General features: G+C 38.8%; 14 protein-coding genes and 1 tRNA gene. 2 read left to right on the forward strand and 13 right to left on the reverse strand.

All coding sequences use genetic code 11. From position 1 onward, the window contains the following. Positions 1-41: 41 nt before the first annotated feature. From GOM46_RS05795 to GOM46_RS05810, 4 genes are all read right to left on the reverse strand, one after another. Complete coding sequence (locus tag GOM46_RS05795) at positions 42-1,142, reverse strand: NAD(P)/FAD-dependent oxidoreductase (RefSeq protein ID WP_006149898.1); 1,101 nt, start codon at positions 1,140-1,142, stop codon at positions 42-44. A 16-nt stretch (positions 1,143-1,158) separates the two neighbouring features. Beyond that, positions 1,159-1,956, reverse strand: a complete 798-nt coding sequence (locus GOM46_RS05800; protein ID WP_006149867.1) for a Nif3-like dinuclear metal center hexameric protein — start codon at positions 1,954-1,956, stop codon at positions 1,159-1,161. Next, on the reverse strand, positions 1,943-2,620 hold the full coding sequence (locus GOM46_RS05805; RefSeq protein WP_006149958.1) for a tRNA (adenine(22)-N(1))-methyltransferase: 678 nt from the start codon (positions 2,618-2,620) through the stop codon (positions 1,943-1,945). Before GOM46_RS05805 ends, GOM46_RS05800 begins: the two co-directional genes overlap by 14 nt. Positions 2,621-2,721: 101 nt before the next feature. Beyond that, complete coding sequence (locus tag GOM46_RS05810) at positions 2,722-5,058, reverse strand: cation-translocating P-type ATPase (protein ID WP_006149912.1); 2,337 nt, start codon at positions 5,056-5,058, stop codon at positions 2,722-2,724. A gap of 131 nt (positions 5,059-5,189) precedes the next feature. Here GOM46_RS05810 and GOM46_RS05815 point away from each other — a divergent pair, with 131 nt between their 5' ends. Together GOM46_RS05815 and GOM46_RS05820 are read left to right on the forward strand one after the other, a co-directional pair. Next, positions 5,190-5,936: a lysophospholipid acyltransferase family protein gene (locus tag GOM46_RS05815; RefSeq protein ID WP_006149906.1), complete on the forward strand. Its 747-nt coding sequence runs from the start codon at positions 5,190-5,192 to the stop codon at positions 5,934-5,936. Positions 5,937-6,046: 110 nt separating this feature from the next. Further along, positions 6,047-6,119 (forward strand) — tRNA-Thr (locus GOM46_RS05820). A 289-nt stretch (positions 6,120-6,408) separates the two neighbouring features. Here GOM46_RS05820 and pyk read toward each other — a convergent pair. From pyk to rpmI, 9 genes are all read right to left on the reverse strand, one after another. Beyond that, a complete protein-coding gene (gene pyk / locus GOM46_RS05825) occupies positions 6,409-7,914 on the reverse strand; it encodes a pyruvate kinase (protein ID WP_006149824.1) in 1,506 nt (501 codons plus the stop codon). Positions 7,915-7,979: 65 nt separating this feature from the next. Further along, entirely contained in the window at positions 7,980-8,987 is a 1,008-nt protein-coding gene (pfkA, locus tag GOM46_RS05830) for a 6-phosphofructokinase (RefSeq protein ID WP_006149885.1), read from the reverse strand. Between the two features lie 81 nt (positions 8,988-9,068). After that, on the reverse strand, positions 9,069-12,170 hold the full coding sequence (locus GOM46_RS05835) for a DNA polymerase III subunit alpha (protein ID WP_006149892.1): 3,102 nt from the start codon (positions 12,168-12,170) through the stop codon (positions 9,069-9,071). A gap of 157 nt (positions 12,171-12,327) precedes the next feature. Continuing rightward, positions 12,328-12,762 (reverse strand): hypothetical protein, encoded by a 435-nt coding sequence (locus GOM46_RS05840; protein ID WP_006149804.1) that lies wholly within the window; start codon positions 12,760-12,762, stop codon positions 12,328-12,330. A gap of 209 nt (positions 12,763-12,971) precedes the next feature. Beyond that, positions 12,972-13,352 (reverse strand): VOC family protein, encoded by a 381-nt coding sequence (locus GOM46_RS05845; protein ID WP_006149879.1) that lies wholly within the window; start codon positions 13,350-13,352, stop codon positions 12,972-12,974. Positions 13,353-13,450: 98 nt separating this feature from the next. Beyond that, on the reverse strand, positions 13,451-15,982 hold the full coding sequence (locus GOM46_RS05850; RefSeq protein ID WP_235083326.1) for a J domain-containing protein: 2,532 nt from the start codon (positions 15,980-15,982) through the stop codon (positions 13,451-13,453). A gap of 11 nt (positions 15,983-15,993) precedes the next feature. After that, positions 15,994-17,658, reverse strand: coding sequence for a molecular chaperone HscC (locus GOM46_RS05855; protein WP_006149896.1), 1,665 nt, complete (start codon positions 17,656-17,658; stop codon positions 15,994-15,996). 157 nt (positions 17,659-17,815) lie between these two features. After that, entirely contained in the window at positions 17,816-18,175 is a 360-nt protein-coding gene (gene rplT, locus GOM46_RS05860) for a 50S ribosomal protein L20 (protein ID WP_000124834.1), read from the reverse strand. A gap of 50 nt (positions 18,176-18,225) precedes the next feature. Next, positions 18,226-18,426, reverse strand: coding sequence for a 50S ribosomal protein L35 (gene rpmI / locus GOM46_RS05865; protein ID WP_003003453.1), 201 nt, complete (start codon positions 18,424-18,426; stop codon positions 18,226-18,228). Between the last annotated feature and the right edge of the window lie 18 nt (positions 18,427-18,444).

Below are 18,444 nucleotides of genomic sequence, written 5' to 3' on the forward strand. Positions count from 1 at the left end.
ATTTACTTTCCTAAGACTACCGTAAAAACTAGGTAAAAGATTTACGATTGTTTCTCTTTAATATATCTCTCAGTTGGATAATCTGCTGGATCCAATACTCCACTTCTTCCTTGAAGCATTTGAGCTAGGTGATAACCGATAATAGGACCAGTCGTTAACCCTGAAGATCCTAGACCACTTGCTGTATAGACTTCTGATAAATTTGGGACCAGTCCGAAAAATGGAGAAAAGTTACTCGTATAAGCCCGAATTCCTACACGTTCTCCACTAATCATTGCACCTTTTAAGCTAGGATAATATAGACTTGCTGCTTCTTCCATTTGAAGGAGTAACTTCTCATCAACAGTCAAATCAAATCCCATGTCATTTTCATGGGTAGCCCCTAAAGATAATTTACCGCCTGGAAATGGTATCAAATCCCACTCTCCTTCTGGCATAACTACAGGGTAGGCTCCCATGTCTTGTGGCACTTGATAATCTCTAAGTTGTCCTTTTTGAGGACGAACATCAACCTCATAGCCTAAAGGCTCTAACATGTGTCCAAGCCAAGCTCCTGTGGACAAGATAACTTGGTCAAACATTTGGTTGCCTATTTGATAACCCGATGATAGAGGTTTTAGACTGACCTCTTTCTTTATGACCTTAACCTGACTTGCTTCAAGTAAACGACTGACTATAAGTTGCCCATCTACTCGAGCTCCTCCAGAAGCATAGAGCAATCTCTCAAATCCCTCTAATCCAGGGAATAGGTTACTTGTAGTAGCTTGGTCCAAAATGGCTAATTCGCCAATTAAGGGAGATTCATCCCTACGTTGCAAGGCTAAGTCATAGAGTTCTTCGAGCTTGGAATCATCTTTTTTGAGAAGTAAGACTCCTGAGCGCTGGTAGAAATCAACCTTTTGACCAGATTTTTCTAAATCAGCCAATAAATCCACATAAAAATCCGCTCCCAAGCGAGCCATCTTGTACCAAGCTTTATTACGTCGTTTAGAGAACCAAGGACTAATGATTCCTGCAGCTGCCTTGGTCGCTTGGCCGTATCCATGATCAAAGACAGTTACTTCGATATCTGCTTCTTTAGAGAGGTAGTAGGCGGCCGTTGCCCCTACAATCCCTGCTCCTACAATGGCAACTTTTTTCATTGTCTTTACTTTCTAACTAGATATGATGGAATGGATTGGTAGAAGCTTGACTTGCGATAATTTCGAGAGACCAAGCATTCTCTTTCTTCCATTCGTTCAAGAGCTTTGCAATTTTTTCGATAAAAAGCACTTCGATATAGTGTCCCGGATCCAGAGCTAACAAACCATCTGACAGCATATCTTGGGCAGTGTGGTAGTATATGTCTCCAGTAATGTAGACATCCGCTCCTTTTGCTAAAGCATCAGGATAGAATGATTGACCACTTCCACCACAGATAGCCACTTTTGAGATGGTTTTTCGCAAATCGCTCTCTTTATAATACACCATACGGAGACTATCTAAACCAAAGACTTCCTTAACATAGTCAGCAAATTCCTTAAATGTTTGAGGTCTAATAGCTCCAATACGGCCTATCCCACGTTCAGGACCTGTTTCCTGCAGATAAGCTGTATCCTCAATACCCAATAGTTGGCAGAACCAATCATTAAGACCATTTTCAACAATATCGATATTAGTATGACTGACGTAGACGGCAATATCGTGCTTGATGAGATTGATGTAAATCTGATTTTGAGGACGACTAGCTACCAAATCCTTGATCGGACGAAAGATAGGGGCGTGCTTAACGATAATCAAATCAACACCCTTTTCAATAGCTTCAGCGACTGTCTCTTCACGGATATCAAGAGCAACCATGACTTTTTGGATATCCTTATCTAGAGTGCCAATTTGCAGACCACGACTATCACCTTCCATAGAAAATTCTTGTGGGCAATAGGCTTCATAACGCTTAATCACTTCACTTGCTTTCATGGAGCACCTCCTTGATGGCTTGAATTTTATCTGCTAGAACCTGACGTTCTTCTTGATTTTTTTCTGGAATTTGACTAAGGGCAAACTCAAGCTTAGCAGCTTCTTTTTGCCATTTTTGGATGAAGACTGAACTGCCTTCTTTGGACAAGAAGGGGCCAAAACGAACATCAGTGGCTGATAGCTTCATTTCGCCAGTTTCTGCAACTATGATCTCATAGAATTTCCCAGCTTCTTCTAGGATACTTTCTGCTATGATTTGAAAATCATGCTCCTGTAGCCAACTACGTAACTCGTCTTCACGGTTATTCGGTTGAAGAATCAAATGTTCAACATTGGCTAGTTTGTCCAATCCTTCTTCTAATATCGTAGCAATTAAACGGCCACCCATTCCAGCAATAGTGATGACAGAGACCTGGTCACTTTCTTCGAAAGCTGCTAAACCATTGGCTAAACGAACCTGAATTTTCTCAGTCAAACCATGACTTTCAACATTTGTAACTGCAGATTGATAGGGACCTTCTACAACTTCTCCTGCAATAGCACGTTCGATATGACCCTTTTCAACTAATTCAATCGGTAAATAAGCATGGTCGCTCCCAACATCAAGTAAAACGGCTCCTTGCGGAACAAAAGAAGCTACCGTTTCTAATCTCTTTGAAATCATCTTCTCTCACTTTCCAAAAGTCTATTTCCCTTTATTATACCATATTTTATCTAGCAATCCTGTACCTAAAAAAGACCGCAATCAAGGATTGCAGCCTTTCTTTATCTTCTAGCTTGATAACGACTTGTCAGGATGAAAATGACAGCAAATATGACCATCATAATGCCATAGACAGGTAATGTTTGTCCTGTAAGTGTTGAAATTTCAAGCAATTTTTGGATTCTTGGGAATAGAGCTGTTCCAAGGAAGCCACCAACTGACCAAATAATCAAGAGAACACGCCACAGACTAAATGGCAAGCAAGCTCTAACTACTGACATGAAACCAATCGATGCTAGTAGATAATACAGAAGAGTCGAAATTTCAATGGCTGACCAGCCTTGACTTGTTCCAAAAATTTTAATAAATAGAACGCTAAAGACTACCATCAAGGCACTTGGTAAAGCACGAAGCATGGACTTTCTGAGGAAGTTTTGTTCTACTGGCTTGATATTTCGTTCAAAGGTCAATACGAACGGCGGGAAACCTTCCACAAACTGGTCAATCATGGTAATCTGAATCGGGATAAACGGGAAAATCAAAATCCATTCAGTACGACCTAACAATGCACTTGCAATACAGATGATTGCCAATAAGAATGAATAGATGGTCTTAATCAAGAAAATTGGAGCAATGTGAGCAATATTATTAACTACACGACGACCCTCAAAGAGTATCTCAGGAACATCATTAAAGTCTGAGTTCAAGAGAACCAGATTTGCAATCTGACGAGTCGCTGGATCTCCTTCAGCCATCACGATGGAACAATCTGCCTCGCGGAGAGCAAGGATATCATTGACACCATCTCCTGTCATGGCAGTAGTATGACCTGCTTTTTTCAGAGTTTGGATAATCAGTTTCTTTTGATGAGGCGAGACACGTCCAAAAATCGCTGTCTCCTCAGCCATAGCAATCAATTCCTCGTCCGTGATTTTTGAACAATCTACATAGCTATGATAATCTGCAAAACCTGCTTTTTGAGCAATACTTGAAACGGTAACTGGATTATCACCAGATATAATTTTCAACCCTACTTCCTGAGAACGTAGATAGTCTAAAGTTTCAGCAGCCCCTTCTCGGATAGGATCTAGAATCTCAAGCAGAGCCAAGGCTTGCATATCCGATGGTTTCTGCGGTTTGTGGTGGTCAAGTTTTTCTTGACTTAGAGCTAAAACTAAGACACGAGACCCTCGTTCAAGAGCTTCCCTAGCTTCAGGAACATCAGCATCCAACAACATCTCAGGTGCACCTAGGAAAACAGTTCCGAGACCTTCCAATTCCATGGCTCCCCATTTTCGATCACTAGAAAATGGAAGACTAGAAATCATCGGATAGGCTACCTCTCCCGCAAAACGCTTTCGAATAGCTTGAGCAGTTGGATTTTTATCCTCACTGTGTGCCATATAGCTGGTTAGTATTTTTGCAATAGCATCCTTGTCATAAGCCTGGGTCAGAGGAAGAACAGTCTCAACCTGCATCTTCCCTTGAGTGATGGTACCTGTTTTATCCAAACAAAGCATATCCACGCGTGCAAGGGTTTCAACAGAATACATCTCCTGCACCAAGACCTTCTTCAAACCTAGCTTGATAACAGCGGTTAAAAGAGAGGTAATGGTCAAAAGTGCGATTCCCTTAGGCAACATCCCCAAAAGAGCTGTAGAAGAATTCACTACAGAAGATTTAAGGGGTAAACCTTTTAAGACCAAAGCTTCAAGCAAGAGGGCAATTCCAAATGGAATGATGATTTTCCCAGTAAAGCCTGCAAGTTGATCAAGTGATTTCATGATACGGGAATTGATTGGTTTAACGGTCTTAGCTTCAAGCATGAGTTTAGCAGCATAGTTGTCCGCTCCAACATGATGAACCTGTGCAAAGACAGACCCACTTGCAAGAAAGCTTCCTGACAATATCAAGTCTTCGACTTCTTTTTGTACCAGGTCACTCTCGCCTGTTAACATGGCTTCATTGACTTCTGCAAAGCCTTCTAATACAATCGCATCACTTGGAATCTGATCCCCTGCAGACAAGCGTATCACATCATCCAAAACAAGCTCTTCAGGGTCCAAAGCGATCTCTTGTCCATCACGAATAGTCGTAATCTTTTCTTTATTCAAGAGATTGAGTTTATCAACCATATGCTTGGCACGTAATTCAGTTACAATTCCTGAAAAAGCATTAAAACAGATAACCGCAAAGAAGACCAAGTTACTCCATGCTTGAACAAAAGCGAGTGCTAAGGCGATGGCAAAGTTTAATGCATTGAATAAAGTAAAGACATTTCGCTTTACAATCTGCCAGGTACTCGTACTAGCTGAAGCTTGGAAATCATTGACCTGTCCCTGTTTCTGACGTTCTTTTACTTCTGATTGGCTTAAGCCCAACATTTTATTTTTATCCATAAATTCTATCATATCATTTTTTTTTGAATATTTCTAATTTCATATAAAAAGCTATTCCGCCTAAACAAAAAACATTTGCCTGTCCTACTATGATAAGGTATAATAAAAGAAAGAAAACTGAAGGAGACATCATGTTTTACACTTATCTGCGTGGGCTGGTTATGTTGATTCTATGGTCAATCAATGGAAATGCTCACTTTCACAATACTGAAAAAATTCCAAGTTTAGATGAAAACTATATCCTTGTTGCGCCACACCGTACCTGGTGGGATCCAGTCTATATGGCTTTTGCAACAAAACCAAAGCAATTTGTCTTTATGGCCAAAAAAGAACTCTTTTCAAATCGCATCTTTGGTTGGTGGATTCGCATGTGTGGTGCCTTCCCTATTGACCGTGATAACCCAGGTTCTTCTGCTATCAAATATCCAATTAATGTTCTTAAAAAGAGCAATCGCTCACTGATCATGTTTCCTAGTGGTAGCCGTCATTCCAATGATGTTAAGGGTGGTGTAGCCCTCATTGCAAAGATGGCCAAGGTTCGCATCATGCCTGTTACCTATACTGGTCCTATGACTCTAAAAGGGCTTGTCAGCCGTGAACGTATTGATATGAACTTCGGAAATCCGATTGATATCTCTGATATTAAAAAGATGAATGATGAAGGAATTGAGATGGTTGCAGACCGTATCCAATCTGAATTTCAACGTTTAGATGAAGAAACAAAACAGTGGCACAACAATAAAAAACCTAACCCACTCTGGTGGTTCATCCGTATCCCTGCCTTGATTCTAGCAATTATTATTGGAATTCTAACAATTCTCTTTACCTTTGTAGCAAGTTTTGTTTGGAATCCCGATAAAAAGAGAGAGCAATTATAATAGTCTAATCTTCACAAGCCTAAGTTGATTACTTGGGCTTTTTTCAATGAGTTAAGATACTCTTCAACATATTGACAAAAGCCTAAATCTATAGTATACTTTCTAGGTAAGCTGATTTAGCTCAGTAGGCAGAGCGCATCCATGGTAAGGATGAGGTCGCCGGTTCGATCCCGGCAATTAGCATCATTTATCAGTTCCTTTTTTAGGAACTGTTTTTTCTTGACAAAGTATTGCCCCTATAGTAAAATAAAATCTGCGATGAGTCGATATGTAGCGAGAGCTACAATTGCGCAAAGGAGGTCATTAACGCAGGAGCGGACCTTGAGAAATTGTGTGAACCGGTTTCTCACATGGAGATGCCTCTCATGCTTTCTGGTTTTCCAGAAAGCTTTTTTAATTTTTTTATATTCCACAACAAAAAAGCCTATCACCCAAGCTCGAACGCTTGATGTGATAGGTTTTTATTTTTTGATTAACGTACAGTACGGATACGCATAGTGTTTGTACGAACTGCTTCACCAAGTGGCACACCTGCTACGATAACGATATCGTCACCAGATTGTACAAGACCTGCTTCAACTGCTTTACGTTCAGCAATTTCAAACATGTCATCAGTTGATGATGGAGTTTCTGTCAACATTGGGATAACACCCCAGTTCAACATCAATCCACGTTCTGTCAATTCGTCAAATGTCAATGCTAAGATATCAGCATTTGGACGGTATTTAGAAATCAAACGTGCTGTGTGACCTGTCTTAGTAAGAGTTACAACCAATTTGATGTCCATTGAGTTTGTAGCATCTTTAACTGCTGAAGCCATAACTTCTGTCTTAGAGTTACGTTCAAATGAATCTGAGTTCAAACGTCCGTATTCGTTAAGAAGAGTTTGAGCGTTCTTGTCGATTGTAGCCATTGTACGAACAGACTCAAGTGGGTATTTACCATTTGCAGACTCACCTGAAAGCATAGTAGCGTCAGTTCCGTCGATAACAGCATTAAATACGTCTGATACTTCTGAACGAGTTGCACGTGGTTTTTCAGTCATTGTTTCAAGCATGTTTGTTGCAGTGATAACAACTTTACCAGCAGCGTTTACTTTAGTGATGATCATTTTTTGGTAAACTGGAACCATTTCGAATGGTACTTCGATACCCATGTCACCACGAGCGATCATGATACCGTCAGCAGCTTCAATGATTTCGTCCAAGTTATCGATACCTTGTTGGTTTTCGATCTTAGCGAATAATTGAACATGACCGTTACCAGTTTCTTCACAGATAGCACGAACTTCGTTCACGTCTTTTGCAGTACGTACGAATGAAATCGCGATGAAGTTGATACCTTGTTCAAGACCGAAGCGGATATCAGCGTTATCACGTTCAGCAAGAGCTGGGAAAGGAATTTTTGTGTTAGGGATGTTTACACCTTTTTGTTTAGCGATAACACCGTCGTTTTCAACTTCAACTACAAATTCACGAGTTGCATCGTCTTTTTCTACAACACGAAGACCAAGTTTACCATCGTCAACCAATACTTGGCGACCAACTTCAACGTCATCATAGATGTCAAGAGCTCCAGCAACGTTCAAAGCAATCACTTCACGAGTTGATTTGATTCCTTGTTTAGTTGCAACACGGATTTTTTCACCAGTTTTGTATGAATACTCTTTTGCATCGCCTTCGAACAATTCAGTACGGATTTCTGGTCCTTTAGTATCAAGAAGGAAACCAACTTTTTTACCTGCAAGTTTTTCTGCGAGTTTAACAGTTGCCATACGGTCACCTTGTTCTTGGTGGTCACCGTGTGAGAAGTTGAAACGGAAAGTGTTAGCTCCTGCTTCAATCAATTGAGCAATGTTTTTAGCTGAAGCTTCAACGTCAAGTTTTTCACCCCAGTATCCGTCATCACCGAATTTTTTACCACCACGGATTTCTACCGCAGGACCCAAAGTTGCAACGATTTTTACACGTTTGTTCATGATTTTTGTGACTCCTTTATATAATTCGACCTTTTATGGTCATTTACCAGATTAGTTAAAGTTGATTATGACAAGCTCTTGTTCAAGTCAGAAAGCTCAATATCAGCTTTGTGAGGGTTATTGACAACAATCTTACCATCAGCTGTTAAGCTAAACAAAGCTCCTTCTTCTGCTGTACCAAGAATTGGATTTTCGACCATTTTCTCGTTACGGATACCAACAGCGACACCACCGATTCCTTGTTTAAGGAGTTTAACAGCGTGTGCACCCATGCGTGACGCCAATACACGGTCACGAGCAGTTGGTGATCCACCACGTTGGATGTGACCAAGTTCAGTTACACGAAGGTCGCTTGTATCTCCAGCTTCTTTTAGTTTTTGACCAAATTCAGCCGCTGACATAACACCTTCTGCCAAAACGATAATGTTGTGTTTTTTACCGTGTTCATAACCAGCTTTGATGCTTGCTACGATATCTTCAAATTTGAAACCTTCTTCAGGGATAATGATTTCGTCTGCACCAGTCGCGATACCTGCCCAAAGAGCGATATCTCCAGCGTTACGTCCCATTACCTCAACGACGAAAGTACGACGGTGACTTGATGAGGTATCACGAATCTTATCGATCGCGTCCATTGCAGTCATAACTGCAGTATCAAATCCGATTGTGAAGTCAGTACCTACGATATCGTTATCGATTGTACCTGGAAGTCCAATAGCAGGGAATCCATGCTCAGTCAAGCGCATAGCTCCATGATAAGAACCATCACCACCGATAACTACGACACCTTCGATACCATGTTTTTTCAACTGCTCAATCCCTTTTAGTTGACCTTCAAGTTGTGCAAACTCAGGGTAACGAGCAGAGTGAAGGAAAGTACCACCACGTGAAATGATGTCTCCCACTGAAGCAGCATCAAGTGGATAAATCTCACCAGCAACCATACCAGCGTATCCATCATAGATACCAAATACTTCCATTCCTTCTGAGATTGCTTGACGAACAACTGCACGGATAGCAGCATTCATACCAGGGGCGTCTCCACCACTAGTCAAAACGGCAATACGTTTCATTTGGTTTTGCTCCTTTTTCTTTTAACATTCTAACTGATTATACCATATTTAAAGTTAAAATTCTTTTATTTTCATTGATTTTTAACGATAAATCGTTTTCATTGTCATTTGACTTAAAGATTCTTGTAAGCTTGCGTCTTTTGCTACAAAATAACCTGGCAAAAGGACATTTTTTTGTTCATCCTCATAGCGAATAACGACAGGAATTTGTCCCTTGTATTGCTCTAAAATATGATAAATTTCAGAATCATGGTTATGATTAGCAACTTGAATCCAAAAACGTTCACTCACTGCTTCTTTTAGATTATTTAACACTAATTGAAGACGACCATCTCTTGCCTGTACTTTTCCATTTAGGTAGTAAAATCTTCCTTCATGTAAGAGATTTTTAAATTGGCGATACTGATCAGAAAAAACAGTAACTTCCAAATTTGTCTTACTATCACTTACTTTCAAAAAGGCCATATTTTCACCTTTTTTAGTTCGAATCACTCGGATAGATTGAACCTCAACAAGCACTGTGGCTGTCTGTCCTTCAGAAAGTTCAGCCAAACTCACAATTGGATACAAGGGATTCTTTGCTAAGACCAATAATGGATGTTGACTAACTCCAACTCCTAACCATTCTTGTTCTTTTTTGAATTTTTCAATATTAGAGAAATCCTCTATCTCTGTCCAGCTATAGCTAGAATCAGCAAAGAGGCTACCTAACTCTTCTACAAAAATAAATAGAGTTGGTAGATTTGCTAAAATCTTTTGCCGATTTTTATCAAATCCATCAAAAAGTCCTACTTCCACTAAAGGGGTTAAGAGGCTAATCTTTTTATAATTTTTGGGTAATCGTGTGATAAAATCTTCAACACTGCTAAAAGGACGATTCTCGATTATCCAATAAGCAAAGTCTCGAGACATTCCCTTGATACTCTTGAGTCCTAGATGGATTGTCTTATCTGCTAGCTTATCTTGATATGGAACCGTGTTGATAGAAAGCGGAGTCAGTTCAAAGCCCATTTCAAGCGCATCGAGAATATAATCTCCACTCGCATAATTGAGCATGACCTGATAAAAGATAGCAGGGTAATGTGTTTTAAAGTAGGCAAGCTGAAAAGCTAAAGCTGCATAAGCATAAGCATGCGAACGGTTGAAGCCGTAACCAGCAAATTTTTCCATTACGGCAAAAACTTCTTGCGCCTGTTCTTTGCTATGTCCTTTTTCGAGTGCACCTTGGATGAAACTTTCTTCCATTCGGTGCATCTCAGCTACGTTCTTTTTCCCCATGGCACGACGTAAAATATCGGCCTTCCCAAGGCTAAAACCAGCATAGCGTTGAGCTACTTGCATCACCTGTTCTTGGTAAAGCATAATGCCATAAGTTGGAGCTAGAATATCTTCCAAAACTGGGTCCAGAACTGTCACCTTTTCTTTACCATGTTTTCGAGCCACAAAGTTATCGATATAGTCACTCGCCCCCGGTCTGTTGAGGGAAGTCGTTGCCACTACTTCTTCAAAGCTTTCTGGTTTCACGCGCTTTAATAAGCGAATGGCACCAGGTTGTTCAAACTGAAAGATTCCCTTGGTCTTACCTGCAGCAAAGAGAGCTAAAGTTTCTTTATCTTCAAGGTCTATATCCTCAATTCTTAGCTGAATTCCTTGAGTTTCATATAAGAGCTCCTGCATTTTTTGAGCGAAGGTTAGGTTTCGAAGACCCAAGAAGTCCATCTTGAGCAAGCCATTTCCTTCAACTCCATGAGCATCATACTGGGTAATCAGCATGTCCTCACCATACTTAAGAGGGATATAATCTGTTAGATTTTTATCACTGATTACAACGCCAGCAGCGTGGATGGAAGTTTGTCGAGGATAGCCTTCTATCTTTTTGGCAATTTCAAAAGCTTTTTGGTACTCCATCTTACTCTGAATCAGTTGTCTAAATCCTAGATTACCTTCATAGGCAGATGTTAAGGTATCTTTGGTTCCTATCTTTTTGGTAATGGCCGTCAACTCATATTCAGGGACACCGTACCGTTTAAAAATATCACGGATAGCTTGCTTGGCACCAAAGGTCGAGTAGGTAACAATCTGAGCAGCATGGATACTACCATAGCGGTCACGAACGTAGCGAATAAACTCTGGACGATAGATATCAGGAATATCAATATCGATATCTGGCATGGTATAGCGTTCACGATTCAAGAAACGTTCAAAGATGAGATTCTTAGCCACAGGGTCAATACCAGTGATATCTAAGGCATAGGCCACTAGACTTCCAACCGCAGATCCACGTCCCATACCCATATAATAACCCTGAGACCGACCAAAACGTAGGAGGTCCCAGACAACCAAGAAATAGTCATCGAATCCCATATCATGAATCACAGATAGTTCTTCTTCTAAACGAGCCTGATAATCTTGAATCCATAACCCTTTCTGCTTCAGACCCTGAATAGCTCGTTCCCGGAGTTCTTCAACAGCAGGTCTCTCTGGATTAAAACGTGGAAGTTTGAGACCACTATCAATCTCGTAGGAAGTATCCTTGGTCAATTTTGCAAGATTTTCTAGTGCGATTGGGAACTTTTCAATAAAAGCCTGTTCTAGACGATCAGCTGGTAAAAATAAACCCTGTTGAGATTGAACATCAACCTCCCTCAAGGTCACGTTTTCCTTAATCGCTTTAAGCATCTGTAGGGCTTCCAAATCCTCAGGTTCGAAAGAATTAACACGATATAGCGGGAGGATTGGGTGAGAAAAATTCGATTGAGGCGTATCTGGATAAACCCCGATATAGTAGTCATATCCCAAATCTAAGCCAGCAATCTCAGGATAATAGGGAACAATAACACAGATATCCTCTAGGTAAGAAGAAAAATCAGTCCAATCTTTTTTACCTGTCATCTTTAGAGACGACAGCTTCATCAGGTTTCGATACCCACGATTTGACAGGGCTAGAAAACGTAGATTAATCCATTCATCCTGATGATGAAGTCTCATCTCAAGACCCACCAAAGGCTGAATCCCCTGTTTTTGGCATTCTTTGATAAAATAATAGGCTCCATAGAGATTATCTTCATCCATGATTCCAAGTGATGAATAGCCATATTCTTTCCCTAGACTGACATATCTCTTGATTGAAACCATACTCTCCATGAAACTGTAGACCGTTTTTGTATCCAGTTGGGCAATCATTCTTTCTCACCTCCCTTATTCTTTCTCTATTATACCATTTAAAAAATAGAAAAACAGATACTTTTGTTCTTATCAAACTAAAAAACCACAGCCTTAAATGCTATGGTTTTATGATATGAAATAAGTTCGAAGAAGAGTTGCGCCTAGCTTTTTTAATTTAATTACTTGTATCTTTCGTTAAAAATATACCGATTAAAACTAGAACTAGGGAGAGAAAAGGAAAAATCCTAAAAATCTGCCAATCCGGGTCGAATGCCAAAAGTCCTGAAAGCAAATAAAATCCTGCACTTGTATACAAGACAGTTTTATTTACTTTCTTGATTCCTATCTGTGTTAAGACAGTTGCTATAGCGTAAGCAATTAAATTAGGACCTAGAAAAATCAAGAATACAATTCCCCATGGACCAGCAACTAAAGCAATAGATATAAATAGAAGAATATAGGTAAGAGCCAAATAAAATGAGAAAGATAGAAGAGCCGAAGGTTTCTTGACAGCTTTTGGACCATTCTGCATATCTTCCACCGAATTATTTTCTACAATTAGTTTATCTTCTTTTTTGTTTAGCTCTACATTTGGATTTTGGTCTGACATTTTTTTCTCCCACTAATTTGTTTCATTATTTTTATTATATCCCAATTTGTCAAATTAAGCTAGATAGAAAAAGCCATCTATGTTAGTCTCAGACAAACGCTCACATTTGTCTGAAAGAAACTAACATAAATGACCTACACTACTCCGTATCAAGTTTTTCTGAGTCAGGTGAAATTGTCTAACTCAATTTGACAAATGAGGAGTTTTTATTATTTTTCACGAATCACTTCTACCTTGTATCCATCTGGATCTTTGACAAAGTAATAGTTTGGTTGAGTACCTGGAAGTCCTTTAGGTTCCGTTACTTCATAACCTTTTTCGCTATGTTCTTTGTGAAGAGCTTCAAGGTCAGGTGTACTTAGAGCGATGTGAGCAAAGCCGTCACCCACAACATAAGGCCCATGATCATAGTTGTAAGTCAACTCCAATTCATAATCATCACCGTCAAGACCTAGATAAACAATGGTAAAAGCATAGTCTGGAAAATCCTTGCGACGTAATTCCTTAAATCCAAAAGCATCTTGGTAAAAAGCAATTGATTTTTCAAGATTTTCTACTCGCAAGCAAGTATGTAACATTTTTGAAGCCATCTTCATTACCTCTTTCATTTTATTAGTACTATTATACCTTTAATTAGGAAAAGTTACTAGGAACTTGAACGGATAATTCTTTGCTCTTTGCTTCAATGCTATCCATGTTCTTCACGATTTTCCTTACGAATATTTCGTATAAGTAATAGTAACATAAGGACAAAGAGCACTTCTAGGAAGTAGAAAGCAAACTCATTGTTCATAATTAGAAGGTCCTTTTCAAAAAAGACTTTGCTAAAATCTGGTATAGGTGAAAATAAGATTCTAAATAAACGTCTTAGGAAAATAAATATCTGCAATCCATAAATCATAAATATATTCTTAACACTAGCTACTAAACGCTGATCCTTTGTAAAATAAGACAATGCGATTCCATTTAATAAGAGGAAGAATGTTAAGCTCAGAGTTTCATTCCTTAGAATAACTGGATTAAAGAGGTTTATACGACTGTGAGTAAATGGTAATAATTGAAAGAATAAAATACCCACTATTGTCGGAAAGATAATTTCCTTCAGCGAGGGGGGAAATCCTATTTTAAATCTTGTAAAGTATAGAATACCAATAACTAACATCACAATAAAAATGTAAGATATCACAACATCTGAAATCTTTTCACTTCGGTTTGCCAAAGCAACTAGAAAGCCAGCTGATAGAAACAGTCCAAGTGGAACTAACTTGTTTAAAGAAACAGTCACTCTCAAACCGTGACGTACATGGAAACCATCAATAAAAGAAAAAATGCTTATAAATAATAGACAAGAGATGAGTCCAAGCGGAACAACTGGAACAAAAGAAAGCAGTATTACTGCTAAAACCCAAAGATTTCTATTGTAATAAAATTTTATTTTTTCCCCTCGGGCATTGAGTCCTTCTTTGATTGGTTGGTCTAGTCTCCTATACATGTAGTAATTACAGAGAGAAACCATCCCTATATAAAGCCATCTATTTAAACCAGGTTCATCATAGACACTTAGAAGCAAACTTATAATGGTTAAAATCGCAAAGATAAAAGCTAAGAGCCTATTCTTAAACACCTCTCTTTTTATCCAGCTAAGATAGGATACTTTAGAACTTGGATGACAGAGTTGATAAGCATAGCTGGTCATTTCTTCTAATTTCTGGTCTGTCTCCTCTGTCATCAAATGTGGAGCGTTATTAGAGGTATGAAATTGACTCAAGATAAACTTCAACACTTCTCCGTCTGTAAAACGGTGATACTCCTTATAAATTTGTTCAAAAAAGATAGGATAAATACGAGGTTTCTCTTTATAGACTTGTTTCCAAAGCATCAAATCATTCATGTGTTTATCATCTTTTAACAAGCTGTCGATATAGAGATAACCTTCGTAATACCAGTAATCAAATTTCTCTTTTTTATTGAACTCATATTTCTTGATAGCCCAAGGATAGGAATGCACATCTTTCCAGAAAGTCAATTTCTTCAGATAAGGATTTTCTTCATCATTGATACGATTCTTCACAAATTCAAAAACAAGATCTAGGACCTTTTGATTTGTAAATGGATAAACATCGATTTCCTCTAATAATTGAAGCAAGAGAGATTTATCCTGAGTTGTTTCAAGGAGGTAATTCCAAGCGTCTACCAGTCTATCATCGTCTTGATATGGACTGTAGACTAAGAGATATAATGCCTCCTCAACATCTGAAGGATTTAGCAAATTGTAACGATGAATATCAACTGGTTCAGTTGTTTCTACCTTCAATTCCTCCAAGTAAGCCACAAGCTCGTCATAGGCTTTTTGTTCCTCTTCCCCCACCTCAGGTTTAATCTTCTCCAAGATATAAGCCAAAACTGGAATGCTAGTAATCATTTGTTTACTGCTTTTCAATAGAAAAAGAACCGTACTAGGAGAAAAAGATTGTTTGAAAAACCTGATCCAAACTCGAATTTGATTGGCTTTTTGAGAATCCTTAAGGATAGCTTGGCATAAACAATAAGAAGCATACAATTTCGAAATTTCTTTTTTTGCCTCTTCAGGAGACTCTCCATTTTTGTAGGCAGTAGCTCTTTTAACCTTCCAATGCTTTAGTTTATAGTAGTATCCCCAGTACTTATAGTCAGGAATATAGTCTTCCAGCAAGGGAATGATAATAGAGAATTGCTCAGGTTTGTTAAAAATATAAACATCCATTTCCTCTAAAACAGACTGAACAGTGCTCATATCATATCGATATTGACTAAAAAACTGTTGCCACAGATGTTCTTGTTCTTCTACGGTATAGTCAGGGTTCCCTACAATACTTTCAATCGCATTGCGAATCATATACTCTGACTCTAGATAATCACTAAAATCTAAGACATGACTAGAAGCATTCGACTCGTAAGCAGTTGACTCTTCACTTAAAGTTTCAAAATTAAGCGGAGAAGCAACTATTTTTTCTTCTTGATTACTGAAATGCTGATAGGAACTAGCTCCACTTCCAACAGTTTCTTGTCTCGTACTATTAGACCGTGCTTCTCTCAAAGCAGACTGGTAGGCTTCTACAATTTGTTGATAGATTTCTGGTTGGTCCTCAGGATGGTAAAGTTTCACTAACTCAGAATATCGTTTTCGAATATCCTTAACATCATGAGTTGGCTCAATCCCTAAGATTTCCCATTTGTCCATACAATCCCCTCTCATAGGCCTCGCTCTAGAAACTCTAGATAGTTAGAAAATGATTGATAAATTTTTGGTAAATGATACATAGATGCCTGTCTAACTTCTTCTTCAAAACGTCTAGTCTCTGCCATCAACTCATCTCTTCTTCTACCTAAAAGCATGCTGTATACACGATTGGCCTTTTCAATCAAGAAACGGTAAACCTCAGTTTCTTGAGCATTAATCTTATAACGTGTTAGCTCTACTTGTTTTTCCTTGATTTCATCTTCAGTTAAGGTAATACTCTCTTGAAGAATAACATGATTAAATACTTTCTTTGTTGAATCGATGGTTACTTCTACATCCAAAATCCCATTTAGGTCATAGGTAAATCGAATAGTAAAGCCTTCATGAGCCTTTTTATTAACAGGGACTGGAACTTCCAACTCCCCAAGAAATAAGTTTTGGGAAGCCTTCATCATTTCTCCTTGGTAGACCTCTACCTTCACTTGGCTTTGCCCTAATTCTGCGGTGTAATACTGTTCTGTTCGTGAAGCAGGTAAAGGAGAATTACGCTCTATAATTGGAGAAAAACGATCACCAACAACTGCAGTTCCAAGTGTGAAAGGACAAATATCCGACAACAGTAAATCACGAACCTCTCCTTGACGTTCCTTTATTCCTGCGAGAAGAGCACAGCCTTTTGCAATCATTTTATCAGGATCATCAGCTACCTGTACTGCTTGGTCGATACAGTAAGATAGAAAATCTTGGACTAAACGCAACTTAGAAGTACCACCAACAAGAACAAAATTTTCGGAGGATACATAACTATAGCGCGCATCCATCAAGGCTCTATCTAGTACTAACTTAAGTCGAGCCAGCAATGGCTGGCACAGCTCATAAAATCGTTGATAAGTCAGATTCAAGGAATATTCTTTGTCCTGATCCATCACTAACATCTGCACTTCTTCATTGGTATTCAGATTCAATTTTGCCTTCTCAGATTGAACCAAAATCTTACTGTAAAACTCACGAGAAATAGATTTCTTAGACAATTGATTAGATGCTAAAAATTCCTCAGCAATAGCTGCAGTAAAATCTTCTCCTCCCAAGCGATTATCACCCGCAATAGACACAATCTCAACAACGTTATCAAACAACTCTACGACTGAGATATCCAGCGTTCCACCACCAAAATCGACGACCACAAATGACTGGTCTTCTTGATTGCCCATAGATTTTTTTGCCAGAGCAGCTGCGGAAGGTTCATTGATGATACGCTCTATCTTAACTCCTGCAAATTGTCCTGCTAATTTTGTAGCATATCGTTGGGCATCATTAAAATAAGCTGGTACGCTGACGATCACCTCATCTATCTTTTCACCAAGAAAAGTCTCTGCATCATCCACTAGTTTTCGAATAATAAAAGAACTTAGTTCCTCTGCTTTATAAGTTCTACCCCCTAGAACCAATTCATGTTTACTTCCCATAAAACGTTTGAATTGGGAAAGAGTTTTGTCAGGATGTGTTACCAAACGTTCCTTAGCAATTTTCCCTACAATGATTTCATCGTTATCGTCCAAAGCAACAACAGATGGCGTTAAAAATTCTCCAAAAGCATTTGGAATCAGTTTTACTTGACCCTCTTGATAAACACCTACCAATGAATTAGTCGTCCCTAAATCAATACCTACTATCATTTTTAAACTCCATTTTTTTAGACATACTTCTATTATACAGGAAAAGCCCTATTTTCTTAAACTAAAAATGCAGTTCACGAATCATTCCATGAAAATAAAAAAAGCTTCATTCTCACCAGCAGCTTAAACTACGAGTGTAGAAATGAAACTTTTAAAATTATTTACCAAGTTTTGCTTTAGCTGCATCTGCAAGAGCTGTGAAAGCTGCTGCGTCGTTAACAGCCAAGTCAGCAAGCATTTTACGGTTAACTTCGATCTCAGCCAATTTCAAACCATGCATCAATTGTGAGTATGAAAGTCCGTTCATACGAGCTGCCGCATTGATACGTGTGATCCACAATTTGCGGAAGTCACGTTTCTTTTGACGACGGTCACGGTATGCATAGTAGTAAGAGTTCATTACTTGTTCTTTTGCAGTACGGAACAAGATGTGTTTAGCTCCATAGTAACCTTTAGCTAATTTAAGAATACGTTTACGACGTTTGCGTGATACAACGCCACCTTTAACACGTGCCATTTATATTTCCTCCAAATATTTCCTAGAATTGTTTACTTACAAATACGCGATTATTTCAAGCGAGTAAGCATTGCTTTGATACGTTTGAAATCTCCTGCATGCACCATAGATGCTTTACGAAGATGACGACGTTGTTTTTTAGTTTTTCCGTGGAAACGGTGAGATGTATAAGCACGGAAACGTTTAAGTCCACCAGAACCTGTACGTTTGAAACGTTTAGCTGATGCGCGGTGTGTTTTTTGTTTTGGCATGATTTTTTCTCCTTTTTT

Origin of the sequence: Streptococcus infantis (genome assembly GCF_021497965.1) — a bacterium.
Lineage (GTDB): Bacteria > Bacillota > Bacilli > Lactobacillales > Streptococcaceae > Streptococcus > Streptococcus infantis_B.